This window comes from Idiomarina sp. X4 (assembly GCF_002808045.1).
Classification (GTDB): Bacteria; Pseudomonadota; Gammaproteobacteria; order Enterobacterales; family Alteromonadaceae; genus Idiomarina.
The window spans coordinates 1,153,547-1,177,345 of the sequence record NZ_CP025000.1; the positions used below are offsets into that span (position 1 = coordinate 1,153,547).

Here is a 23,799-nt window from a genome sequence, read left to right on the forward strand (position 1 = left end):
AACTGTGGGGACAATTCGATCTGTGTATAACTACCCTAGTTATCCACGATCTATGATCCGGGTTATTATTCGGTTATCTACACTTTATGATCACGCTATAAGCTATGATAATAAAAGCGTTCAGCGATCTATTCACAGAAAAACGCTGACTAGTAGTAATAATAATAAAAGATCTAAATAAGATCCTTTATTGATCTTTTTTTAGATCAAACCCAGTGAACGAAATTTAACCGTTTCGATCTGAGTCAAAGCACGTTAAAATACTCGGCTATTTTCTTCTCTTTAACGAAAGGTCATTTAAATGTCACAACAGAGCCAACAACACTTTGATGTTATTGTTGTCGGTGGAGGACACGCCGGAACAGAAGCTGCACTTGCAGCCGCTCGTTCAGGTGTTAATACCCTATTGCTTACGCACAATATTGATACCTTAGGACAAATGTCCTGTAACCCTGCTATTGGAGGCATAGGCAAAGGTCATTTAGTTAAAGAGATTGATGCTTTAGGCGGCATAATGGCTAAAGCAGCTGACAAAGCAGGTATTCAATTCAGAACACTGAATTCGTCAAAAGGCCCTGCTGTACGTGCAACACGTGCTCAAGCAGACAGACAGCTTTATAAACAAGCCATACGTTATGCGTTAGAAACGCAGCCCAATTTATCGATTTTCCAGCAAGGGTGTGATGATTTGATCGTAGAAAACGATCGAGTCACCGGTGTTGTTACCCAAATGGGGCTTAAATTTACAGCTAAAACCGTTGTATTAACGGTAGGTACGTTCCTGGGTGGCCAAATTCATATTGGTTTGGATAATTACCAAGGTGGTCGTGCAGGTGATCCTCCTGCGAATGCACTAGCGAAACGCTTGCGTTCACTGCCTTTGCGAGTAGAACGACTGAAAACCGGCACACCGCCACGTATTGCCAGCCATAGCATTGATTTTTCAGTGATGCAGGAACAACCGGGTGATAACCCAACGCCAGTATTTTCTTACATGGGGTCGCAGGCCGATCATCCTGAGCAAATTCCGTGCTACATCACTCATACCAATGAAAATACGCACGATATTATTCGTTCAGGCTTGGATCGTTCACCCATGTACTCGGGCGTTATTGAAGGCGTAGGACCACGGTATTGTCCATCAATAGAAGACAAAATTATGCGATTTTCTGATAAGGGGTCGCATCAGATCTTTGTTGAACCTGAAGGACTAAATACCTTTGAAGTATACCCCAATGGTATTTCAACCAGCTTGCCATTTGACGTACAACAGCAATTGGTGCGCTCAATTAAAGGTTTCGAGAACGCGCATATTACGCGTCCGGGTTACGCCATTGAGTATGATTATTTTGATCCAAGAGATCTGAAACAGTCGTTGGAAACCAAAGTCATTAATGGTTTGTTCTTTGCCGGACAAATTAACGGTACAACAGGCTATGAAGAAGCCGGAGCACAGGGACTTATAGCGGGCTTAAATGCAGCATTACAGGCACAGGGTAAAGAATCCTGGTCACCACGTCGCGATCAAGCCTACATGGGCGTATTGATCGATGACTTATCGACTCTGGGAACTCAAGAACCCTATCGAATGTTCACCTCTCGGGCGGAATACCGATTGTTATTGCGTGAAGATAATGCCGATATCCGCTTAACCGAGATTGGTCGTAATCTTGGCTTGGTCGATGACGAACGTTGGGCAGCATTTAATGAAAAAATGGACGCTGTTGAGCAGGAAAAACAGCGTTTGAAAGCGACCTGGGTTCATAAAGATCACTCAGCCGTTGATCAAATCAATGCGTTGGTGAAAAGCCCGGTCACCAAAGAAGTCAATGGTGAAGAGTTATTACGTCGCCCGGAAATTCATTACAAAGATTTGGCTAAAACAGAATTTTTCTCGCCAGGGCTGGCTGACCCTGCTGCTGCAGAGCAGGTTGAAATTCAAATCAAATACGCGGGTTATATTTCGCGTCAGCAGGACGAAATTGCAAAACAACAACGTCATGAAAATACATTACTGCCGTCGCCGTTTGATTACGCTAAAATTAAAGGCTTATCGAATGAGGTGATTGCCAAGTTGAATGATCACCAGCCAGAAACCGTGGGCAAAGCAGCACGTATTTCCGGAATTACTCCGGCGGCGATTTCTATGTTACTGGTGCATCTGAAAAAACAAGGGTTATTGCGCAAAAGTGCTTAAGGATTGAGTGTGGAAGATCAGTTAAAGCAGTATTTAGAGAAAGCTGACATAACCCTGACAGACCAACAAGTTCAACAACAAATCGCGCTTGTTGGTTTATTAGACAAGTGGAACAAAGCGTACAACTTGACCAGTGTGCGTAATCCGAACGATATGCTCACTCGGCATATTATGGACAGTGTAACCGTACGACCTTATTTACAGGGGCAGCGTTTCATTGATGTAGGAACGGGTCCTGGTTTGCCAGGGCTGCCGCTGGCTATAGCTGAACCGGACAAAGAATTTGTATTACTGGACAGTTTGGGTAAACGAATTCGTTTTATTCGCCAAGTTTGTCACGAACTAAAATTGGATAATGTCACCGCTGTTCAGGCCCGCGTTGAAGAATATCAGGATGAGGCTCAGTTTGATGGTGTTATCAGTAGAGCCTTTGCCTCGCTTAATGATATGCTGAGTTGGTGTCAGCATTTACCGAAAAAGAACGGTAAATTTTATGCATTGAAAGGTTTATACCCTCAAGATGAATTAGACGAATTAACTGAGGGATTTGAAGTCGATGATATTCAGCAAATTAACGTTCCGGGCATTGACGCGAGCCGACATATCGTCATTATAAGCAAACGGTCGTAAAACCGAGCGTCGAGTCGACGACAACAACAAGAGGTTACCAAACCCGTGGCTACAACCATTGCTATTGCAAACCAAAAAGGTGGCGTTGGAAAAACAACAACGGCGGTGAATTTAGCGGCCTCTATGGCTGCTACTCGCCGTAAAGTGCTGCTTATTGATTTAGATCCACAGGGTAATGCCACTATGGGCAGCGGCGTCGATAAGTACGACGTTGAAAACACCATTTACGAACTGCTGATAGAAGAAAAACCGGTCAAAGACGTTGCTATCACAGACACTAATGGAAAATACCATCTTATTGCCGCTAACGCAGACGCTACTGCTGCTGAAATAAAATTAATGGAAGTGTTTGCCCGAGAACTGCGGTTGCGTAATGCATTGAAGTCGGTTCAGGACAGTTACGATTTTATCTTTATTGACTGTCCTCCATCACTGAATATGTTGACCGTGAATGGTATGGCGGCGGCTGACTCTATTTTAGTACCAATGCAGTGCGAATATTATGCCTTGGAAGGTTTAACGGCATTAATGGAAACGATTCGTCAGCTTGCTGATGTTGTGAACCCGGGGCTTGAGATTGAAGGCATACTACGAACCATGTATGACCCTCGCAATCGCCTGGCAAATGACGTTTCCGAACAGTTAAAAAATCACTTTGGTGATAAGGTCTATCGTACAGTCATACCCCGTAACGTTCGCTTAGCCGAGGCGCCTTCGTTTGGTGCGCCGGCAATGTACTACGATAAATCGTCAACCGGTTCGAAAGCCTACTTGTCATTGGCCGGTGAGCTGATTCGACGAGCAGAAAGCAAAAATAACAGCGTTGTAGAAGAATCTTAACAAGGGAATTTATTCAGCATGTCGGCAAAAAAACGAGGACTGGGTCGCGGTTTAGATGCGCTTTTAACGAGTAACCAGCAAAACTCTGAGCGTCAATCTTCGGAGCAAGCTTCTGAAGAAGCGAAAGGTGAACTGCAGAAGTTACCTATTGAGCAGTTAAAGCCGGGTCGTTACCAACCTCGTAAAGACATGTCGCCTGAAGCGCTGGAAGATTTAGCGGCTTCCGTTAAAGCGCAAGGCATTATCCAGCCGATTGTGGTACGCCCTACCGGTGAAGATGAATACGAAATTATTGCGGGCGAACGACGTTGGCGTGCTGCACAGCTGGCGAAGCTTGATATGGTGCCTTGTTTAGTTAAAAACGTACCGGATGAAGCTGCGGTTGCAATTGCGCTCATTGAAAATATTCAGCGTGAAGACTTAAACGCCATGGAAGAAGCCACAGCGTTACAACGTCTGCTTGATGAATTTCAAATGACTCATCAGGACGTGGCTCAAGCCGTGGGAAAATCACGTACCACTGTGACGAATTTATTGCGCCTTAATAACCTTGAGGAAGGCGTTAAAGTACTTTTAGAGCGCGGTGATATCGAACTTGGCCATGCAAAATTACTTCTAGCTTTGCAAGGTGAGCAACAAGCTGATGTTGCTCAGCAAATCGTCGCAAAAGATATGACCGTACGTGACGCTGAAAAACTTGTTCGCCGTACCATTGACCCCCCTAAACAACCTGAAAAACCAGAGCCTGACGCCAACATTGAACATTTGGAAACTAAGTTGTCAGAAACACTTGGTGCAAAAGTGCAAATCAATCACGGTCGAAAAGGCAAAGGTAAACTGGTTATCAACTATACAAGTCTTGATGAACTGGACGGAATACTGACCCATATCAAGTAAAAATCTGCATCTTACTGAAACGTGTAGAACTTTTGTTAAATGGCATAGAAAACAACGCCTACAGCCAAATTTGTTTGCAATTTCGGGGTAGATCTTTATACTAGCGCCAGTTTCATTACAGCTGTTTAAAAGCTGTGCAACAAGAGCCGCCAGTTAAAAGGTTTTACATCGTGACACAGGCATTGAATGCGGTAGGCAAACAACTGGCAGGAAAAATAGTTGCAACACAATTTGCAGTGTTGCTGGTTGCATCATTAGTCACGATCACAATTTTTAGCTTGCAGTCAGGCCTTGGTGTTTTATCCGGCGGACTGTCAGCGGTAATACCCAACGCTCTATTTGCGGTTATTGCGTTTCGACATGCAGGCGCAAGAGCGAATAAAAAAGTCGTCCAGAGTTTTTTCGTGGGCGAAGGCGTAAAGTTAATTTTAACGGCAGTGCTACTCGTATTAGTGTTGCTGGTAACAGATTTTAATCCTGTGTGGTTGTTAACGGGCTTTGTCATTACCGTCATCATGCAGTGGATTGCACCAATTTTGTTTTTAAAATCAACGTAACTGGGAAACAACATGATAAGTGGAGAGCAAACTCCGACTCAGTATATTCAACACCACCTTCAAAACTGGACGGTCGGTGAAGGATTCTGGGCGGTTAATGTCGATACTATCTTTTGGTCCGTGTTACTGGGTACGCTGTTTCTGTGGAGCTTCCGCAGAGTGGCGAAAAAATCCTCCGCGGGGGTACCTGGTAAGTGGCAATGCTTTGTCGAGATGATCGTCGAATTCGTCGATAATAGCGTCAAAGAGTCCTTTCACGGCAAAGATAAACTCATTGCACCTTTAGCGTTAACTATTTTCGTCTGGATATTCCTGATGAACTTAATGGACCTTGTACCGGTTGACTGGCTGCCAACAGCAGCTATGTATATTGGTTATGGTCTTGGTTTCGTGGATGATCCGCACGACGTTTATTTCAAAGTGGTGCCAACCACAGACTTAAACACCACCTTTGCATTGAGTCTGAGTGTTTTTGCTCTAATTATTATCTACTCAATCAAGTACAAAGGCATCAAAGGTTTTACCAAAGAAATGACCATGAACCCGTTCAATCACTGGGCGCTTATTCCGGTCAACTTTGTGCTTGAAAGCATTACCTTACTGGCAAAACCTGCGTCACTGGCGCTGCGTTTGTTCGGTAACCTTTATGCGGGTGAGTTAATCTTCATTCTTATTGCTATGATTGGTTTTTGGCAGTTACCGGCGCACTTTGCGTGGGCGGTATTCCACATTCTGGTCATTACATTGCAAGCGTTTATTTTCATGATGCTAACCATTGTTTACTTAAGCATGGCGTCATCTGAACACTAAGTTTTAATACGTTTTAACTGAAAAGTTTTTGTTTTACTTTTTAACTTTAATCTACTGAAAAACTGGAGAAATCAATGGAAACTGTAGTTGCTTTTACTGCTATCGCTGTATCAATCATGATCGGTCTTGCTGCACTAGGTACAGCACTTGGCTTCGGTATGCTGGGTGGTAAATTCCTGGAAGCTGCTGCTCGTCAACCTGAATTAGCGCCTCAGCTGCAAGTTAAAATGTTCATCGTAGCGGGTCTTATCGATGCTATCGCGATGATCGGTGTTGCGGTTGCATTGCTATTCACTTTCGCAAACCCGTTCTTAACTCAGTTAGGCTAAGCGCGATTCGACGGTCACCAGATAAAGGAGGTCCGTTGTGGATATCAACGCAACTCTAATTGGACAAACGATCGCGTTCATCGTGTTCGTGTGGTTCTGCATGAAGTTCGTGTGGCCACCGATCATCAATGCTATCGAAGAGCGTCAGAAGAAAATTGCTGACGGTCTAAATGCGGGCGAACGCGCTCAAAAAGATTTAGAAAAAGCCCAGGAAGAAATTGCTGAGCAGCTAAAAGAAGCGAAACAGCAGGCGGCTGAAATCGTTGAACAGGCGAAAAAACGTGGCGCTAAAATCGTTGAGGAAGAAACTCAACGTGGTCACGAAGAACGTGAAAAAATCGTTGCGTCGGGTCACGAAGAAGTCACTGCTGAGCGTAACCGCGCTCGCGAAGAGCTGCGCAAGCAAGTTGCTGTTCTTGCAGTAACAGGGGCTCAGAAAATCATCGAGCGTGAAATTGATAAAGACGCTCACAGCGACATTGTTGAAAAACTGGTCGCTGAACTTTAATAAAGGGGTTTAGAGCTTATGTCAGAATTGACTACGGTCGCTCGCCCCTACGCTAAAGCAGCTTTTGATTTTGCTTTGGAACAAGGAGCGCTTGATAAATGGGACGAAATGCTCTCTTTTGCTGCTTCGGTAGCACAGGATGAAGCAATAGCGTCTTTCTTGAGCAGCTCTGCGACTGTTGGAAAAACCACGGAAGTATTTCTTGGTGTTTGCGGCGATGATATCGACGACAACATGAAGAACTTCCTTAAGGTTATGGCGGAAAACGAACGTTTACCGGCTTTACCAGCAGTAAGTGAGCTTTATCAGGCGTTTCGTGCAGAATATGACAAAGAAGTTACTGTCGATGTCAAATCAGCCACTCGGTTACTGAAAGCACAGCAAACTGAGTTAAGCAAAGCACTGGAAAAACGTCTGCAACGCAAAATTAAGCTGAACTGCAGTGTTGATAAGTCCATCATCGGTGGACTGGTCATAGAAGCAGGTGACACCGTTATCGATGGCACCTTGCGTGGCAAGCTCGATAGACTTGCCACCGCACTGCAATCCTAATTGGGGACTTGAGCATGCAATTGAATTCAAATGAAATCGCAGAACTTATCAAACAGCGAATTGAGAAGTTCGAAGTCACCAGCGAAGCTCGTAACGAAGGTACCATCATGTCTGTTCAGGACGGTATCATTCGTGTTCACGGACTTGCAGACTGTCTGCAAGGTGAAATGATTGAGCTTCCTGGTAATCGCTACGCTATCGCATTGAACCTTGAACGTGACTCGGTCGGTGCGGTTGTTATGGGCCCTTATGCAGATTTGCAGGAAGGCACCAAAGTAAAATCTACCGGTCGTATCTTAGAAGTTCCGGTTGGTGAAAAGCTGTTAGGCCGTGTGGTTAACACGCTGGGTCAACCTATCGACGGTAAAGGCCCTATTGAAGCTGACGGCTATGAGCCAGTTGAAAAAATCGCCCCGGGCGTTATCGAACGTCAATCAGTTGATCAGCCAGTACAAACGGGCTACAAATCAATTGACTCGATGATTCCAGTGGGCCGTGGTCAGCGTGAACTTATCATCGGTGACCGCCAAACTGGTAAAACTGCCCTAGCTGTTGACGCCATCATTAACCAGAAAAATTCTGGTATTAAGTGTGTTTACGTAGCCATCGGTCAGAAAAACTCAACCATCTCTGCTGTTGTACGTAAGCTGGAAGAGCACGGTGCATTGGAAAATACCATTGTGGTTGCTGCTTCTGCTTCAGAGTCTGCAGCACTGCAATACCTGGCAGCTTACTCTGGCTGTACTATGGGTGAATACTTCCGTGACCGCGGTGAAGACGCTCTGATTGTATACGATGACCTGTCTAAGCAGGCTGTTGCATACCGTCAAATTTCACTGTTGTTGCGTCGTCCGCCAGGTCGTGAAGCATTCCCTGGTGACGTTTTCTACCTTCACTCTCGCTTACTTGAGCGTGCAGCGCGTGTTAACGCTGACTACGTAGAAAAATTCACCGACGGTAAAGTAAAAGGCCAGACAGGTTCTTTAACTGCCTTACCTATCATTGAAACTCAGGCAGGTGACGTATCGGCGTTCGTACCGACTAACGTTATCTCAATCACCGATGGTCAGATCTTCTTAGAAACTGACTTGTTTAACTCAGGTATTCGTCCTGCGGTTAACGCCGGTGTATCGGTTTCTCGTGTTGGTGGTTCAGCACAAACGAAAATCATCAAGAAACTGGGTGGCGGTATCCGTCTTGCCCTGGCTCAGTATCGTGAATTGGCGGCGTTCGCTCAGTTTGCATCTGACCTTGATGAATCGACTCGTTCACAGTTGGAGCACGGTCAGCGTGTAACCGAACTGATGAAACAGAAACAGTACAAGCCTATGAGCGTGTCTCAAATGGCTGTATCAATTTATGCCGTTGAAAAAGGCTTCTTGAAAGACGTAGAAATCGACAAAATCATGGATTTTGAAGAATCGCTGCAATCTTTCATGGCGAGCGAATACGCCGAGCTAATGGCTGAGATTGATAAAACTGGCAACTATAACGACGACATCGATGCGCAATTGAAAGCAGCGCTTGAGAAATTCAAGCAAACGCAATCATGGTAATCGCACCTGGCCGCAGTAGCGGCCATTTGTCGTTGAGTTAACAGGAGAATCGTCATGGCCAGCGGTAAAGAGATAAAAACTCAGATCTCGAGTATCGGTAATACTCAGAAGATCACCAGTGCTATGGAAATGGTCGCTGCGTCGAAAATGAAAAAGGCGCAGGAACGTATGGAGGCTAGTCGCCCCTATGCGGATACCATTCGCAAGGTGATTGGTCATGTGGCACGCGGTAACCTTGAGTATCGTCATCCATTTATGGAAGAACGTCAGGTTAAGCGTGTGGGTTACATCATTGTTTCTACCGACCGTGGTTTGTGTGGCGGCTTGAACGGTAATGAGTTCAAGAAAGTCGTTAAGCACGCTAACGAATGGAAAGAGCAAGATGTTGAAGCGGATTTTGCCGCAATAGGCAGCAAAGCAACCGGTTTCTTCAAGCGTTTTGGTAAGTTGAAAGCGCAAGTTTCAGGTATGGGCGATAAGCCAGAACTGAAAGAAATCACCGGTTCTATCCAGGTTATGCTGGATGCCTTTGAAGAAGGTAAAATCGATCGCTTGTACGTCGTATTCAACAAATTTGTGAATACGATGACCCAGGAGCCGACCATTCATCAATTGTTGCCATTGCCGCAAGCAGGATCGGAAGAAGAAGTGCAGACAGGTAGCTGGGATTACCTGTATGAGCCGAATCCAGAAAGTATTCTAGATACGCTAATCCGTCGCTTTGTAGAAATGCAGGTGTATCAGGGTGTCGTAGATAACTTTGCTAGTGAGCAAGCCGCTCGGATGATTGCGATGAAAGCTGCGACTGACAACGCCGAAGATATTATCGACCAGCTGCAATTGCAGTATAACAAGGCGCGTCAGGCAGCAATTACGCAAGAAATTTCGGAAATAGTGTCCGGCGCCGAAGCGGTATAACGCGGCAACGGTTAACAGAATTGAAGAGTTAGAGGAAACGTCATGAGTCAAGGTAAGGTCGTACAAATTATCGGCGCCGTTGTGGATTTAGAATTTCCACAAGACGCTGTACCAAAAGTATACGACGCACTGAAAGTGACCGAAGGTGGTTTAGAAGGTTTGGTTCTTGAAGTTCAGCAACAGCTGGGCGGCGGAATCGTACGTGCCATCGCAATGGGTACAACTGACGGTCTGCGTCGTGGTATCACCGCTAAAAATACCGGTGAGTCAATCATGGTTCCAGTGGGTAAGAAGACCCTGGGCCGTATTATGGATGTATTGGGTAACCCAATTGATGAAGCGGGTCCTATCGGTGAAGACGAGAAAATGTCGATTCACCGTGCAGCACCAAGCTACGAAGAACAGTCAAACACTAACGAACTGTTAGAAACTGGTATCAAAGTCATCGACTTGATTTGCCCGTTTGCTAAAGGTGGTAAAGTCGGTCTGTTCGGTGGTGCTGGTGTTGGTAAAACCGTTAACATGATGGAGCTTATTCGTAACATCGCAATCGAGCACAGCGGTTACTCAGTATTCGCTGGTGTTGGTGAGCGTACTCGTGAAGGTAATGACTTCTATCACGAGATGAACGATTCAAACGTTCTGGATAAAGTATCACTGGTTTATGGTCAGATGAACGAGCCACCGGGCAACCGTTTACGTGTTGCTTTAACCGGTTTGACTATCGCTGAGAAATTCCGTGACGAAGGTCGCGATGTACTTTTCTTCGTTGATAACATCTACCGTTACACTCTGGCCGGTACTGAGGTATCAGCACTGTTAGGTCGTATGCCTTCAGCGGTTGGTTATCAGCCTACCCTGGCCGAAGAAATGGGTGTTCTTCAGGAACGTATCACTTCGACTAAGACAGGCTCAATCACGTCTGTTCAGGCCGTTTACGTACCTGCGGATGACTTAACGGATCCATCACCTGCAACAACCTTCGCTCACTTGGATGCGACTGTTGTATTGAACCGAGACATCGCGTCATTGGGTATCTACCCTGCGGTTGACCCATTGGATTCAACGTCACGTCAATTAGACCCACAGGTTATCGGTGATGAGCACTACGACACAGCAATGGGTGTTCAGGAAGTACTGCAGCGTTATAAAGAGCTGAAAGACATCATTGCGATTCTGGGCATGGACGAGTTGTCTGAAGAAGACAAACTGTCTGTATCTCGTGCTCGTAAAATTCAGCGCTTCTTGTCGCAGCCTTTCTTCGTAGCCGAAGTATTTACTGGTGCGCCAGGTAAATACGTATCGTTGAAAGACACTATTGCCGGCTTTAAAGGCATTTTAGATGGCGAATACGACGATATGCCAGAGCAGGCCTTCTACATGGTTGGTACCATCGAAGAAGCGGTAGAAAAAGCCAAAAACCTGTAACCAACCGGGAGGTTTGAATGGCAACACAAACATTAAATCTGGACGTTGTTAGCGCTGAAGAGAAACTGTTCTCAGGCGTAGTACAAACGGTTCAGGTTTCTGGTAGCGAAGGTGAGCTGGGTATTTACCCAGGTCACGCACCTCTACTGACAAAAATTAAGCCAGGTATGGTGCGTTATGTCAGTGAAGCGGGTGATGAAGAGCTTATGTATGTCGCCGGCGGTGTTTTAGAAGTTCAGCCGGGTCATGTCATTGTACTTGCTGATGTTGCAGTACGTGGCGATGACCTAGATGAGCAAGCCGCAGAAGCTGCGAAAAAACGTGCTGAAGAAGCTATTGCTGACTCGGGTGCTGATGTCACTTATGCGGAAGCTATTGCCGAATTATCACGTGCGTTGGCTCAGCTTGAGGTTATTCGTAAGCTTAAGCGCTAAAAGTTTGTATATAACCTGTAAAAGGCCTTGTTGTGAGTACAACAAGGCCTTTTTTGTCGTTACAATGCCGATTATGAATGTTTTATTAAGGACTCGATAATTATGAAGTTACGCGTTGTGATTCTGGCGGCTGGTAAAGGAACCAGAATGCGCTCGGACTTACCCAAAGTGCTGCATAAGGTGGCGAATAAACCAATGGTTGAGCACGTGATTGATACGGCGCGCTCGTTAAAGCCTGAGGCAATAAACCTGATATACGGCCATGGCGGCGAGCACTTACAGCAAAGTATTCAGGGCGACGATTTAACCTGGGTAGAGCAACGCGAACAACTCGGTACCGGACATGCGGTTCAACAAGTTATTCCTTACTTAAAAGACGATGAAAAAGTCGTTATTTTGTACGGTGATGTGCCGCTATTAACCGAGTCGACCTTAATTAAACTTTTAACTGCCACCCAGACGACAGAGTTGGGTCTTCTAACCATGACTCTCGACGACCCTAACGGTTACGGTCGTATCGTCAGAAATTCAGATAAACAAGTGACCGGCATTGTCGAACAAAAAGACGCAAATGCCGAGCAACTCGCTATTCAGGAAGTGAACACCGGCATTATGATTGCCGATGGCGCTAAACTTAAAGCGTGGCTAGAGAGCTTAAGTAACGACAATGCCCAGAAAGAGTATTATTTGACGGATATTGTGGCGATGGCCGCCGAACAGGGCGTGACAATTGCCACCGCACAACCCGACGCAACCTATGAGGTGGAAGGTGCTAATAATCGCCAGCAATTAGCGCAGCTAGAACGAGCTTTTCAGCGCCGCAAAGCCGACGAATTAATGACTCAGGGCGTCACTTTAATTGATCCTGCCCGTTTCGATTGTCGCGGTAAGTTAACCGTAGGCAACGATGTCACTTTCGATATTAACGTGGTTATTGAAGGTGATGTCACTATTGGTAATAACGTCACTATTGAGCCTAACTGTGTCATTAAAGACGCAAAAATCGGCGACAACACGGTGATTCGTGCGAATTCACACATTGAGGGTGCGACAGTAGCGCGAAATTGCAAAGTGGGTCCATTTGCTCGCTTGCGCCCCGGTGCGGAACTTGCTGATGAAGCACAGGTCGGAAACTTTGTTGAAATGAAGAAAAGCCGCTTAGGTAAAGGCTCGAAAGCAAGTCACTTAACCTATTTGGGCGACGCTCAGGTTGGTGATTACGCGAACATTGGTGCGGGAACCATTACCTGTAACTACGACGGCGTGAATAAGTTCCTGACCGAAATTGGTAATGGTGCATTTATTGGCTCTAACAGCTCGTTGGTTGCACCAGTAAAAATAGGTAACAATGCAACCGTTGGAGCCGGCTCGGTAGTGACCCGGGAAGTGGCTGACGAAGAACTTGCGGTAGCGCGTGGTAAACAGCGTAATATCAGTGGCTGGCAACGCCCTCAGAAAAAAGGAAGTTAAGTTATGTGCGGTATAGTAGGTGCAACATCAGAACGCCGTGTTGCCGGTATTTTGTTGGAAGGTTTAAAACGTCTTGAATACAGAGGGTATGACTCGGCAGGCGTTGCTGTTATTGATGCTAACAACGAATTAAAAAGCGTCAGACGAACCGGTAAAGTACAGGAATTGAAAGACGCGATAGATCAGAACCCGTTAGACGGGACTATCGGCATTGCGCACACTCGATGGGCGACACACGGTGGTGTGACCGAAGCGAATGCTCACCCTCACCGCTCTGAAGATGAGATTGCGGTTGTGCATAACGGCATTATTGAAAACCATGAACGTCTACGCGAAGAGTTAAAAGCCGAAGGCTATGTGTTTAATTCACAAACAGACACCGAAGTCATCGCTCACTTAATTCATCATGAGCGCAAAACCAAGGGCGATTTGTTAGAAGCTGTTCAATCTGCTGTTCGTCAGTTGGAAGGCGCTTATGGCACCGTTGTTATGGATACTAAGCATCCTGAACGTCTGGTCGTTGCTCGCTCTGGCAGCCCATTGGTTATCGGTGTTGGAATTGGCGAGAACTTTGTCGCCTCTGATCAGTTGGCACTGTTACCGGTTACCCGCCAGTTTATTTATCTGGAAGAAGGTGATGTCGCCGATATTAACCGCACAGATATTGCCATTTATGACACTGAAGGTCATTCAGTAGAACGTGAGGTGGTCGAGTCTGATGTCAGCTATGACGCTGGCGGTAAAGGTCAGTACCGTCATTTCATGTTGAAAGAAATTTATGAACAGCCAATAGCGGTTCGTAATACACTGGAAGGTCGTTTGTCGGAAACTACCGTGTTGGATAACGCCTTTGGTGAGAACGCAGCGGAAATTCTGAAGGATATTGAGCATGTCCAAATTGTCGCCTGTGGCACCAGTTATCATGCCGGTATGGTTGCCCGCTACTGGCTGGAATCTATGGCCAATGTGTCATGCAATATCGAAATTGCCTCAGAGTTCCGTTATCGCAAGTCCTATGTTCATCCGAACAGCTTATTAGTCACTATTTCCCAAAGTGGTGAAACGGCGGATACGTTGGCGGCACTGCGCTTGTCAAAAGAATTGGGTTATAAAGGCAGCCTGACCATTTGTAATGTGGGCTCGTCGTCTATGGTGCGCGAGTCGGATCTGGCCTTTTTAACTCGCGCTGGCGCGGAAATTGGCGTGGCGTCGACCAAAGCTTTCACAACACAGCTTACCGGTCTATTAATGCTGACCTTAGGCATTGGTAAATACCGCGGTATGCCAGAGCAGCAGCAAGAGGCCGTTGTTCATGCACTGCAAGCCTTACCAACCAAGCTGGAAGAAGCGGTGGCATTAGCCGATGAAATTGAAGAGCTGGCTCAGGATTTTGCTAACAAAGACCACAGCCTGTTCCTTGGACGTGGTAACCAATACCCTATTGCTATGGAAGGCGCTTTAAAACTGAAAGAAATTTCTTACATTCATGCAGAAGCCTATGCTGCTGGTGAGTTAAAGCACGGCCCACTGGCACTGATTGATGAAGAAATGCCGGTTATTGTCGTGGCACCGAACAACGACTTACTGGAAAAGCTGAAGTCGAACGTGGAAGAAGTACGAGCCCGTGGCGGGTTGATGTACGTTTTTGCTGATAAAAACGCCCATTTCAAGAGTGATGATACAATGAACGTGTTGAACGTTTGTCACTGTGACGAAGTGATAGCGCCTATTGTTTACACCGTTCCGTTGCAGCTGCTGTCTTACTATGTAGCTTTGATAAAAGGTACGGATGTAGACCAGCCCAGAAATTTGGCTAAGTCAGTTACTGTGGAATAAGGAAGGGCCGAAAGGCCCTTTTTTGTGGCGTAGTAATAAAGTTTATTACCTAGTAATAAAGAACCAAAGTTAGCTTATCTTGATAAAGATAGAAACTCGGTTATGCTGAAATAAAGCATATCGAGTTGATGAAATGGCAAAATAAAAAATACTCGCTGAGCAAGGTGCAGATTGCGAAAAGAATATAAGGAAGGACATGGAGCGATGAAGTTACATCTCTCGGTCGATCTAGGCAAATATACTCTCACCTCACCAACAATGTTGCCGAGATAGTCATGTTATTGGACTTTTTAGTGAACTTAGCTGACAAGTTTGTGGTAACTGAGATGATTTCTATTGATTAATAATTACTTACGGTAGGTTACTTATATGTGGTTTCCAGCAAAAATTTTTCTAAAGGGCTTTCTGCGCTGGTTAGTCATAAGTGCTGCTATTATATTCACTATTTTCGCTATTAAACTTGGACTAAACGAAGAGTTGACTGTGCAACATTTTAGTCTAGTTTCATGGCAGGCAACTAAATTTATCTTTTTGTTTTCCTCTCTCAGTGGAGCGGTGGATGTTTTTCTTTATTGGTTAAAAGCTAGGGAAAATAAAGAAAGAGCTTAGTTGGATAATTGTCATAACGTGCTTTGTTGGTTGCCGTCTCTTCTCACAGTAAATACCCGAAAAGCGATCAAACTCTTAAAAAATACGTAGCTATAATAGAAGAGCGTAACGATAAGGAGCCATTATGGATAATTTCATATCGCTATGGGGCGAATCGGCGTATACCAGCCTCGGTTTTTTCTGGATGGCGTTATGGGCGTTTGTATTAGGTTATTTGATCAGTAGCTTAATTCAAGTGCTTATTACTAAGCGGCGAATGCGCAAGGCAATGGGCGGCAATGACCTTAAGTCAGTGTCGCTGGGTACCTTTTTTGGTTTTATCTCCAGCTCTTGCAGTTTCGCCGCTCTTTCAACGACCCGGGCTTTATTTAACAAAGGCGCAGCGTTTAGCGCCTCTATGGCTTTCATGCTGGCCTCTACAAACCTGGTTATTGAACTGGGTTTTGTTATTTCAATATTTCTAGGCTGGCAATTTGTCGTTGGTGAGTATGTCGGCGGATTGTTGCTTATTCTCTTCGTCTGGTTATTCATCACCCTAACCAACCCTCAAAACCTCATTAAAAGTGCCCGTAAAGAGGAAGATGAAGACGACGAACATCATCATGAAAGCACGCTTTCCGATTTGCTCAGTGTCGATACGTGGCAAAAAGTTGGTCAGAAGTACGTGATGGAATGGCAGATGGTCTGGCAGGATGTCCTTATTGGCTTTACTGTCGCCGGTGTGATCTCGGCCTTCGTGCCCAGTGCTTTCTTCGAGTGGCTGTTTATTGGAGTGGGTACTCAGGGTGAGCCTGGCTTCTGGTCATTATTACAGCAAGCGGTTGTTGGTCCTATCGCTGCATTTTTCACATTCATAGGTTCCATGGGGAACATCCCATTGGCGGCGGTGCTTTTTGGTGAAGGTGTCGCTTTTGCGGGTGTTATGGCATTCATTTTCTCTGATTTAATTGTCTTGCCGGTATTAAAGATTAATGCGCGCTATTACGGCTGGAAAATGGCCTTGTACATCGCTTTAATGTTGTTCGTTTGTCTGGTCGCGGCGTCGCTGTCTATGCATTATGGCCTGTTAGCTTTTGACGCACTACCCGACGCCTCTCAATGGTCATCACCGGCTGAACAAAAGCATTTCAAACTGAACTATGGTTTTGTCCTCAACATTGTCTTCTTGTTGCTCAGTGTGGTTATGATTGTACTTTGGCGTAAGAAACAAAAAGAGCATGAGCATCATCACCACCATGATCACGGCGGGTCGTCGTCTGTTGGCGAAAAAGTTATGAACACTTTATGCGTCGTGAGCGTCCTTTGGTTAATGGGTGGGCTAATTGCCTATATTCTGTAAAAAGAACTTAACGATAAAGCTTGGTTATGCCATGTTTAGTCTATGAAAGTTCTAATATGTGATGACTCTAAAGTCGCCCGAAAAAGCATTGAGCTTGCCTTGCCTAAGGACTGGGACATTGAGGTGAGCTTCGCTGAAAATGGGCAAGAAGCATTAGAACTTATAAAACAAGGTCTTGTAGAGCTGCTGTTCCTTGACTTAACCATGCCAGTAATGGATGGTTTTGAGGTTTTAAAAAATATTAGGGAACAGCAGTTAGACTGCCTGACAATAGTCATCTCCGGTGATATTCAGGAAGAGTCACAACGCCGGGTAGAAAAACTCGGTGCTTTGGGTTTTATAAAGAAACCTATTGTTTCTGAAGAATTGCATGATGTACTCGAGCGCTATGGTCTTATAAGAGAGTTATTGTCTGGTAACCACCAGCGCCGGAAAGCAAAAACTGAGCCTATTGAGCCTACCGATATTTTAAAGGAGGTCAGCAATATAGCGCTTGGCGATGCGGCAAAACTGCTTGGTGATATGTTGAGTTCCTTTATTCAACTACCTGTCCCAGAGGTGGCCAAGCGCCCTTACAATGCGCTGATCCATGAACTTCACGATGACAATGTACGTGTAAACATGGTGTCTGAGGGTTTTGTTGGTAACGCAATAGCCGGAGAAGCCATTCTTTGCGTTGATAACCGAACCCTAAACGACTTACCGTCTAAGTTGTCGGACTATCACGGTTATGAATTTAAGGATGACAGCCGAAGTGTATTGCTAGATGTTGCCTCAACGCTGATAGCCGCTTTTTTAAAGCGGTTCTCCTCACAACTGGATTTAGAATTAAACATCAGTCAGCCAGCCTTTCTGGGAATGAGCGAAACCGTCAATAATGTGTTCAAAGAAGATGTGAAAGACAAAGAAGTTTTAGTCATTACCATCGACTATGAGATCCCTGACTATCATTTGAATTGCGATCTCTATGTTATTTTTACTGAAGCTTCAATTGCAGCACTTGAAGAACGAGCCGGGTACTTTATCGATGAATAAAGATGAGTTAGACATTACTAACCTGCATTGGGTTTTACAAATTCTTCAGAATATTGAAGTTGGACTGGTAGTTTTTGACCGCAATTACGAGGTTAAAGTGTGGAACGGTTTTATGGAAAACCACAGTGGTATCAGTAGTGTTGCGGCTAGAGATGAAAACTTGTTCACTCTGTTGCCAACCTTACCTAGAAGCTGGTTCCAATACAAAACCGAATCCGTTTTAAAGTTGGGGATTCAGGCCCACTGTAACTGGCAGCAAGAGCCTCACATTCTGAACTTTGAAAATACCCGGCCGTTTACAGCAGAGTCTGAATTAATGTTTCAGAACGTGACGTTATTTCCATTATTCTCTACTGACAAACAAATCCATCATATTTGTGCGCTGGTTTATGATGTCAGTGAGGAAGCGACTAACTTATTAAAGTTAAAAGCCATCAGCCAGACGGATGCCTTAACCCAACTCGTTAATCGCGGACATTGGCAAACGCTTTTTGAGCAGGAATTTCTTCGTTGTAAACGCTACGAAGACACCGCATCTGTCATCATGATGGATATTGACCACTTTAAGCAGGTTAACGACACGTATGGGCATCAAATAGGTGATCGGGCTATTCAACTGATTGCAGATATCATTTTAGAAAGTCAGCGAGAAACGGATGTTTGTGGCCGCTACGGCGGAGAAGAGTTTGTCATTCTCTTACCTAAAACGTCGTTAAAAGACGGTGTGCTAGTTGCCGAGCGGTTAAGAAAGCGGATAGAAGAAACGCCTATGCCTTTAGGCAAAGAATACAATGATGAGCAGCTAAAATTAACCGTAAGTGCAGGCGTTGCTGAGTTTTCTGATCAATTTTCAATCGCGGATAATTGGCTGGAAAAAGCGGATGCAGCCTTGTATGAATCTAAAGAGAATGGCCGAAACCAGGTTTCAACGTAAAACCTCCGGTAAATAACCGGAGGTTTTCGTGTCATGGCTTAGAACGTCGCGATAACTTTCAAATCGCCGGATACTTTGCTTTTGTCTGAGACATACCCAATACCTTGCGGGTTGCTCTTCAAAAACTCAATGACCGCATCGTCGTTGTTTAACGTTTCAAGTGGTGTCGCCCGGCCAGTAAACTTTAACTTAGCCCAGTGACGCTTTAATTGGTTGCCGGTTTGGCCTACTAACGCTTCTTCAAAAGCGGTACGAGTGGCTGAGTCTTCAGGCAGGTTAACGCCGGTTAAAACACGCGACTGCCCCAAATAAATTCGGGCGATGGACTCTTCGTTAATCTCAGTCTGAGACACGACAACGCCGTTGTTTGCCGACGCTGAGAAGCTCAGCATACCGGCGAACAACACGATGAGAAATACGGCTAACTTTTTCATCATACTTCCTTAAAATACAAATTGAACGGCAGCTGATGCCAAAACATCAGATTCGTCGGTTAACTTGTTGTCAGCGTGAGTAACGTCAAATTTCAAAACCGCACTTGGCGCAATGTTGAAGTTAACGCCGATAGAGCTGTAAGCCGTTTCGGTAACCACGATATTGGCTGCTTGATTCACGACGGCTTGTAATTGCGGGTCGGGTACAGCAAAGCGCTCAGGGTTCATGACTTTGTCGTCAGTTTTGCCGTAAGTCGCATGCAGTGCCCAGGAGTCGAAACGTTTTCCGGCGGTAATGTAAGCTGAACGCTGTTTTGGAACGTAGCTATTTTCTAACTCTAATTCCGTATATTCAGCGCCAACAAACCAATCGAAATTGTCGTACATAACGCCGACACCAGCGAAGGTGCCTTTGTCTTCCGACGCATCAAGTTCAGCGATGATTTGATCAGCTCCAACTTGTTCTAATAGCGTAAGTAATGCGTCTACATCACCGTCAATACCGCGTAACTGAATATTTGCGTCATTGGTTTGGTAGTACGCGACTCGCATCGTCAGGTTGCTGTACATAGCACTGGTATTAAAGCCGATAAGGTTGTTCAATTCCGCTTCGGCCGTTTCACCCCCAATTACACTAATGTCGTCCTGCATATTGCCGGCAACAACTTGCGTGTTAAAAGTGAAGTCACCAACGAACGCATTATGCTGAAAGCTAACGCCGGTGTAGTTATCGAAAGGCACGCGATAAACGCTCTGAGGGGTGCGCAGCCAATGGTAGCTGTAACCGACATCCAGATAGTCCGAATACATATAAAAAGGTAAGCGCAGTTTACCGACGTTCACGCTGGCGGAGTCAGTCAGCTGATACTGTAGGTATGCCCACTCAACGCCAAGGTCAAAGTCTTCAGAGCCGCGCGACATAATTTGCGTGGTGACACTGAGTTTGTCAGACAAGTTAGCTTTTGCTTGCAGAGCAAATAGACTGCCTGGGTTAAAGTCCAAATCGTTATCGTAGCCGAACAGCTGGTCATTGCTGCCGGTTGTCATGCCAGCGGCTATACTGCCAAAGCCACTCCATTCAATTTGATCCTGGGCAAGCGCAGAAGAGCTCATAACCAGTGCGGTTGCACTGATAGAAGCTAATAAAGAGTACTTCATGAAAAACTCCTAAAGGAAGGTTACAACACTATAATTTAGCGATATCTAAAGTTGGCGAAATTTTGGACTGTTCGACGTGTGTAAGCAATACTTCATTTGCGTTATAAATGAGTGTTACATTAACAAGAATTACGTTTTTTAAACGGCTTTTCAGTCGTTAAAACAAACCTTTATTAACATTAGGGATAATATGCACCACCACCATCATCATGACACAGCGTCTGAGCGCATTGGCTGGGCGTTTTTCTTGAATCTGTGTTTTACCGTTATTGAGTTTATCGGTGGAATACTGACAAACAGTACGGCAATACTCGCAGATGCGGTACACGATTTGGGCGACAGCATATCCATTGGTATGGCTTGGTTGCTTGATAAATTCAGCAAAAAAGACGCGACCAACACCTTCACTTATGGTTACCGGCGCCTCTCGTTAGTCGGTGCCTTTATTAATGCTGTTATTCTTACAGCAGGTTCCATTTGGATTCTATTTGAAGCTATCCCGAGGCTGTGGAATCCGGTTATGCCAATGGCGGAGGGAATGGCATTACTGGCCGTGTTTGGCGTTATTGTGAATGGTTACGCGGCATTTAAACTCTCTAAAGGTCAGTCACTGAATGAACGAGTATTGAATTGGCATTTGCTGGAAGACGTTCTGGGCTGGGTTGCCGTACTGATCGTTTCTGTTGTTTTACTGTTTGTCGACTGGCCTATTCTTGACCCTCTGCTTTCTATTGCTTTTACGCTATTTATTCTTGTGAATGTGATACGTCACCTTGGCGCAACGATTAAATTATTTGTTCAAGCTTCCCCTGACCCGGAAGTCTATCAGCAAATTCATAAAAAGTTGGTGGTGCTGGACTTAGTCGATAACGCCCACCATCTGCACTTTTGGTCGCTCGATGGCGAACGCCATGTATTAACCGCTCATATTGTGGTATCAAAGGAATTAACCAGCACGGAGAGAGCGGTGCTGAAAGAAAAAATATCAGAACAACTGGCCGAGTTTGAATTAGCTCATACAACCATAGAGCTGGAGTATCCCGACGAAGCCTGTCGTGATCATTAACGGAGGTTTACCATGGAATTGTTTGGCAGTTACACGTCACCTTATGTAAGACATTGCCGTATTGCACTGTTAGAGACAGATACTAAGTTTTCATTAACAGAAACAGACTACGATACGAGTGCAAAGCTTAGTCCGGCGAAAAAAGTGCCGTTTTTGCACCATAACGATTTAAGACTGCACGACTCCACCAGTATTTTGAAGTATGTGCGGGAAAAAGCGGGTGAACGGTTTTTTGCTGATACGAAGGACTTTGACCAATATTGTCTGGTTAACACCGCAATGGACGCTGCCGTTAATATTTTTCTATTGGAAAAAGACGGCGTAAAAAGTACGCAAGCACCTTATTTAGAGCGCCAGCAAGAGCGCATTAACGATATACTTCAATTGATGGAAGAAAAAGACCACGCGGTCGCCTATGAAGGCCCCCATCCGTTTAGTGACGGTGAATTAAGGCTAGGATGCTTCTTGAGTTGGGGGTTGTTCCGAAAACGGTTTAATTTGGATAAGTACCCACGATTAGAGGCGTTCGTTGATAAGCTCAACGACTACCCCTACTTCGCGGATACGGATCCATCTAAGGTTTAGTAAGCTTTTATTGCCCGGCTGCGTTCAGGAATTTCCTCGTTCAGCAGCCGGTCGTTTTGTGAATAGTCCATGGGTACATCAATCAGATGCACACCCGGCTTGTTCAGGCACTCTTTCATCATTGGTATCAGGTTATCGATACTGTCCACGCGATAGCCTTTGGCACCATAAGACTCAGCGTATTTCACAAAGTCTGGGTTATTGAAGTCCAAACCATAGTCACTTAAGCCCATGTGCTGCTGCTTCCATTTTATCATGCCATAGCCACTGTCATTTAGAATGACAATGACAATGTCCAGGTTCATTCGAACTGCGGTTTCAAGCTCTTGTGAGTTCATCATGAACCCACCGTCTCCGCATATTGCCATGACTTTTTTCTCTGGATTAACCAGCTTCGCGGCCATTGCTGATGGTAAACCAGCGCCCATCGATGCTAATGCGTTATCCAGTAATACGGTATTGGGTTCGCGAGCGGGATAATTGCGGGCAAACCAAATTTTATAAATGCCGTTATCCAGTGCAATAACGCCATCGTCCGGCATGACTTCCCGCACGTCTTCGACTAAGCGTTGAGGTAAAATAGGGAAACGACTGTCGTCGGCGCCTTCATCGGTATGATCCCGCATGTGGTCGCGAACCTTCAGCATAAAGTCAAAGTCCCAGTGCTCTTGCGGTTCAATGCCTTCTTTTAGCTGCCAAATACTATTACCAATGTCACCAATCATACTGGCGTGTGGGAAGTAGACCGAGTCTACCTGGGCGCCCTGGAAGTTGATATGAACTACTTTTCTTTCGTCGTTGACGCCGGTTTTCATCATAAACGGAGGCTTCTCAACAACATCATGGCCAACGTTCAGAATTAAGTCCGCTTTTTCTATTGCTCGGTGCGGGTAGTCACCGTCAGATACCGCAGCATTACCTAACCAGCGAGGGTGATCTTCATTAATAACCCCTTTACCCATTTGCGTTGTAATAAATGGAATGCCGGTTTTGTCGACAAAAGCTCTGAGCATTTTCGCGGTAATTTTGCGGTTTGCCGCAGCACCAATGAGCAGCACAGGGTGTTTCGCGTCTTTTAACAGCTGCAGAACATGACGAACCGCTTTATGCTCAGTAATGGGACGGCGCGAGAAGCTTGGCGTTATTGGGTTAGCGTTAACTTCTTCGCGCGCAATGTCGTCAGACAACTCTAGGTGAGACGCACCTGGCCGCTCGTCTTCTGCACGACGAAACGCTTCCCGAACGTGGGACGGAATACTGCTGGCGCTGATAATAGGCTGTGTGTATTTGGTAATGGGCGTCATCATATCGACAACGTCGATAATCTGAAACTGACCCTGATGACGTTCTTTAATCGGTTTTTGGCCGGTAATAACCACCATTGGCATAGCGCCCAGTTGCGCATAGGCTACTGGCGTCACCAGGTTGGTTGCACCAGGCCCTAACGTCGATAAACAAACGCCCGGTTTACCTGTTAAACGGCCATAAGTGGCAGCCATAAAGCCGGCACCTTGTTCGTGGCGTGTTAGAATAAGCTCAATATTAGATTTTGAAAGAGACTCTAATAGGTCCAGATTTTCTTCGCCCGGAATACCGAAAACGTATTCAACACCTTCGTTCTCCAGAGCTTTTACGAATAAATCGGATGCTTTCACGTCGCTGTCTCCTTGCGTTTAA

At 45.4% G+C, this 23,799-nt stretch carries 24 protein-coding genes; 21 read left to right on the forward strand and 3 right to left on the reverse strand.

Annotated elements, in window-relative coordinates; all coding sequences use genetic code 11:
• Positions 1–301: 301 nt before the first annotated feature.
• The 19 genes from mnmG (at position 302) to CWC33_RS05640 (ending at position 18,879) form a co-directional block, all read left to right on the forward strand.
• The gene (gene mnmG / locus CWC33_RS05550; protein ID WP_100691129.1) at positions 302–2,197 is read left to right on the forward strand and encodes a tRNA uridine-5-carboxymethylaminomethyl(34) synthesis enzyme MnmG; all 1,896 of its coding nucleotides are present in this window, start codon (positions 302–304) and stop codon (positions 2,195–2,197) included.
• A gap of 9 nt (positions 2,198–2,206) precedes the next feature.
• Positions 2,207–2,827 (forward strand): 16S rRNA (guanine(527)-N(7))-methyltransferase RsmG, encoded by a 621-nt coding sequence (gene rsmG, locus CWC33_RS05555; RefSeq protein WP_100691130.1) that lies wholly within the window; start codon positions 2,207–2,209, stop codon positions 2,825–2,827.
• A gap of 45 nt (positions 2,828–2,872) precedes the next feature.
• A complete protein-coding gene (locus CWC33_RS05560) occupies positions 2,873–3,667 on the forward strand; it encodes a ParA family protein (RefSeq protein WP_088767112.1) in 795 nt (264 codons plus the stop codon).
• Positions 3,668–3,685: 18 nt separating this feature from the next.
• Positions 3,686–4,564 carry a ParB/RepB/Spo0J family partition protein gene (locus CWC33_RS05565; RefSeq protein WP_100691131.1) on the forward strand — a complete coding sequence of 293 codons (879 nt, stop codon included), beginning with the start codon at positions 3,686–3,688 and terminating at the stop codon, positions 4,562–4,564.
• 170 nt (positions 4,565–4,734) lie between these two features.
• Entirely contained in the window at positions 4,735–5,121 is a 387-nt protein-coding gene (locus CWC33_RS05570) for an ATP synthase subunit I (RefSeq protein ID WP_100691132.1), read from the forward strand.
• Positions 5,122–5,133: 12 nt separating this feature from the next.
• Positions 5,134–5,931, forward strand: coding sequence for a F0F1 ATP synthase subunit A (gene atpB / locus CWC33_RS05575; RefSeq protein WP_100691133.1), 798 nt, complete (start codon positions 5,134–5,136; stop codon positions 5,929–5,931).
• A 74-nt stretch (positions 5,932–6,005) separates the two neighbouring features.
• A complete protein-coding gene (gene atpE / locus CWC33_RS05580) occupies positions 6,006–6,260 on the forward strand; it encodes a F0F1 ATP synthase subunit C (protein WP_053954488.1) in 255 nt (84 codons plus the stop codon).
• Positions 6,261–6,297: 37 nt separating this feature from the next.
• A complete protein-coding gene (gene atpF, locus CWC33_RS05585; protein ID WP_053954489.1) occupies positions 6,298–6,768 on the forward strand; it encodes a F0F1 ATP synthase subunit B in 471 nt (156 codons plus the stop codon).
• An 18-nt stretch (positions 6,769–6,786) separates the two neighbouring features.
• On the forward strand, positions 6,787–7,320 hold the full coding sequence (gene atpH / locus CWC33_RS05590; protein WP_100691134.1) for a F0F1 ATP synthase subunit delta: 534 nt from the start codon (positions 6,787–6,789) through the stop codon (positions 7,318–7,320).
• A 14-nt stretch (positions 7,321–7,334) separates the two neighbouring features.
• Positions 7,335–8,876 carry a F0F1 ATP synthase subunit alpha gene (gene atpA / locus CWC33_RS05595; RefSeq protein ID WP_100691135.1) on the forward strand — a complete coding sequence of 514 codons (1,542 nt, stop codon included), beginning with the start codon at positions 7,335–7,337 and terminating at the stop codon, positions 8,874–8,876.
• Positions 8,877–8,930: 54 nt separating this feature from the next.
• Positions 8,931–9,794 (forward strand): F0F1 ATP synthase subunit gamma, encoded by an 864-nt coding sequence (gene atpG / locus CWC33_RS05600; RefSeq protein ID WP_054488982.1) that lies wholly within the window; start codon positions 8,931–8,933, stop codon positions 9,792–9,794.
• A 42-nt stretch (positions 9,795–9,836) separates the two neighbouring features.
• Positions 9,837–11,222, forward strand: a complete 1,386-nt coding sequence (atpD, locus tag CWC33_RS05605; protein WP_088767118.1) for a F0F1 ATP synthase subunit beta — start codon at positions 9,837–9,839, stop codon at positions 11,220–11,222.
• A 17-nt stretch (positions 11,223–11,239) separates the two neighbouring features.
• Entirely contained in the window at positions 11,240–11,656 is a 417-nt protein-coding gene (locus CWC33_RS05610) for a F0F1 ATP synthase subunit epsilon (protein ID WP_100691136.1), read from the forward strand.
• A 102-nt stretch (positions 11,657–11,758) separates the two neighbouring features.
• The gene (glmU, locus tag CWC33_RS05615; protein WP_100691137.1) at positions 11,759–13,126 is read left to right on the forward strand and encodes a bifunctional UDP-N-acetylglucosamine diphosphorylase/glucosamine-1-phosphate N-acetyltransferase GlmU; all 1,368 of its coding nucleotides are present in this window, start codon (positions 11,759–11,761) and stop codon (positions 13,124–13,126) included.
• 3 nt (positions 13,127–13,129) lie between these two features.
• Positions 13,130–14,962 (forward strand): glutamine--fructose-6-phosphate transaminase (isomerizing), encoded by a 1,833-nt coding sequence (gene glmS / locus CWC33_RS05620; RefSeq protein ID WP_100691138.1) that lies wholly within the window; start codon positions 13,130–13,132, stop codon positions 14,960–14,962.
• Between the two features lie 369 nt (positions 14,963–15,331).
• Positions 15,332–15,571, forward strand: coding sequence for a hypothetical protein (locus CWC33_RS05625; RefSeq protein WP_100691139.1), 240 nt, complete (start codon positions 15,332–15,334; stop codon positions 15,569–15,571).
• A gap of 124 nt (positions 15,572–15,695) precedes the next feature.
• On the forward strand, positions 15,696–16,910 hold the full coding sequence (locus CWC33_RS05630; protein ID WP_100691140.1) for a permease: 1,215 nt from the start codon (positions 15,696–15,698) through the stop codon (positions 16,908–16,910).
• A gap of 42 nt (positions 16,911–16,952) precedes the next feature.
• Positions 16,953–17,945, forward strand: a complete 993-nt coding sequence (locus CWC33_RS05635; protein ID WP_100691141.1) for a response regulator — start codon at positions 16,953–16,955, stop codon at positions 17,943–17,945.
• Complete coding sequence (locus CWC33_RS05640) at positions 17,878–18,879, forward strand: GGDEF domain-containing protein (protein ID WP_232709854.1); 1,002 nt, start codon at positions 17,878–17,880, stop codon at positions 18,877–18,879. The genes CWC33_RS05635 and CWC33_RS05640 overlap by 68 nt, the downstream gene beginning before the upstream one ends.
• Before the next feature lie 38 nt (positions 18,880–18,917).
• Here CWC33_RS05640 and CWC33_RS05645 read toward each other — a convergent pair whose 3' ends face one another.
• Together CWC33_RS05645 and CWC33_RS05650 are read right to left on the reverse strand one after the other, a co-directional pair.
• Positions 18,918–19,316 carry a phosphate ABC transporter substrate-binding protein gene (locus CWC33_RS05645; protein ID WP_157803478.1) on the reverse strand — a complete coding sequence of 133 codons (399 nt, stop codon included), beginning with the start codon at positions 19,314–19,316 and terminating at the stop codon, positions 18,918–18,920.
• Between the two features lie 6 nt (positions 19,317–19,322).
• Entirely contained in the window at positions 19,323–20,471 is a 1,149-nt protein-coding gene (locus CWC33_RS05650; RefSeq protein ID WP_100691143.1) for a hypothetical protein, read from the reverse strand.
• A gap of 190 nt (positions 20,472–20,661) precedes the next feature.
• Between CWC33_RS05650 and CWC33_RS05655 the strand changes: the two genes are divergently transcribed.
• Together CWC33_RS05655 and CWC33_RS05660 are read left to right on the forward strand one after the other, a co-directional pair.
• On the forward strand, positions 20,662–21,537 hold the full coding sequence (locus tag CWC33_RS05655) for a cation diffusion facilitator family transporter (protein ID WP_088767127.1): 876 nt from the start codon (positions 20,662–20,664) through the stop codon (positions 21,535–21,537).
• 12 nt (positions 21,538–21,549) lie between these two features.
• On the forward strand, positions 21,550–22,122 hold the full coding sequence (locus CWC33_RS05660; protein ID WP_100691144.1) for a glutathione S-transferase family protein: 573 nt from the start codon (positions 21,550–21,552) through the stop codon (positions 22,120–22,122).
• Here the strand turns inward: CWC33_RS05660 and CWC33_RS05665 are convergent.
• Positions 22,119–23,777, reverse strand: a complete 1,659-nt coding sequence (locus CWC33_RS05665) for an acetolactate synthase large subunit (protein WP_100691145.1) — start codon at positions 23,775–23,777, stop codon at positions 22,119–22,121. The genes CWC33_RS05660 and CWC33_RS05665 overlap by 4 nt on opposite strands.
• Between the last annotated feature and the right edge of the window lie 22 nt (positions 23,778–23,799).

Excerpts from the sequence above, each read along its gene's own strand:
- CWC33_RS05645 (WP_157803478.1), bottom strand. The coding sequence starts at position 19,316 with ATGATGAAAAAGTTAGCCGTATTTCTCATCGTGTTGTTCGCCGGTATG.
- atpB (WP_100691133.1), top strand. The coding sequence starts at position 5,134 with ATGATAAGTGGAGAGCAAACTCCGACTCAGTATATTCAACACCACCTT.
- atpG (WP_054488982.1), top strand. The coding sequence starts at position 8,931 with ATGGCCAGCGGTAAAGAGATAAAAACTCAGATCTCGAGTATCGGTAAT.
- glmU (WP_100691137.1), top strand. The coding sequence starts at position 11,759 with ATGAAGTTACGCGTTGTGATTCTGGCGGCTGGTAAAGGAACCAGAATG.
- CWC33_RS05655 (WP_088767127.1), top strand. The coding sequence starts at position 20,662 with ATGCACCACCACCATCATCATGACACAGCGTCTGAGCGCATTGGCTGG.
- atpA (WP_100691135.1), top strand. The coding sequence starts at position 7,335 with ATGCAATTGAATTCAAATGAAATCGCAGAACTTATCAAACAGCGAATT.
- CWC33_RS05650 (WP_100691143.1), bottom strand. The coding sequence starts at position 20,471 with ATGAAGTACTCTTTATTAGCTTCTATCAGTGCAACCGCACTGGTTATG.
- CWC33_RS05625 (WP_100691139.1), top strand. The coding sequence starts at position 15,332 with ATGTGGTTTCCAGCAAAAATTTTTCTAAAGGGCTTTCTGCGCTGGTTA.
- CWC33_RS05640 (WP_232709854.1), top strand. The coding sequence starts at position 17,878 with ATGTTATTTTTACTGAAGCTTCAATTGCAGCACTTGAAGAACGAGCCG.
- CWC33_RS05635 (WP_100691141.1), top strand. The coding sequence starts at position 16,953 with ATGAAAGTTCTAATATGTGATGACTCTAAAGTCGCCCGAAAAAGCATT.
- glmS (WP_100691138.1), top strand. The coding sequence starts at position 13,130 with ATGTGCGGTATAGTAGGTGCAACATCAGAACGCCGTGTTGCCGGTATT.
- CWC33_RS05565 (WP_100691131.1), top strand. The coding sequence starts at position 3,686 with ATGTCGGCAAAAAAACGAGGACTGGGTCGCGGTTTAGATGCGCTTTTA.
- atpH (WP_100691134.1), top strand. The coding sequence starts at position 6,787 with ATGTCAGAATTGACTACGGTCGCTCGCCCCTACGCTAAAGCAGCTTTT.
- atpD (WP_088767118.1), top strand. The coding sequence starts at position 9,837 with ATGAGTCAAGGTAAGGTCGTACAAATTATCGGCGCCGTTGTGGATTTA.
- CWC33_RS05660 (WP_100691144.1), top strand. The coding sequence starts at position 21,550 with ATGGAATTGTTTGGCAGTTACACGTCACCTTATGTAAGACATTGCCGT.
- mnmG (WP_100691129.1), top strand. The coding sequence starts at position 302 with ATGTCACAACAGAGCCAACAACACTTTGATGTTATTGTTGTCGGTGGA.
- CWC33_RS05610 (WP_100691136.1), top strand. The coding sequence starts at position 11,240 with ATGGCAACACAAACATTAAATCTGGACGTTGTTAGCGCTGAAGAGAAA.
- CWC33_RS05630 (WP_100691140.1), top strand. The coding sequence starts at position 15,696 with ATGGATAATTTCATATCGCTATGGGGCGAATCGGCGTATACCAGCCTC.
- atpE (WP_053954488.1), top strand. The coding sequence starts at position 6,006 with ATGGAAACTGTAGTTGCTTTTACTGCTATCGCTGTATCAATCATGATC.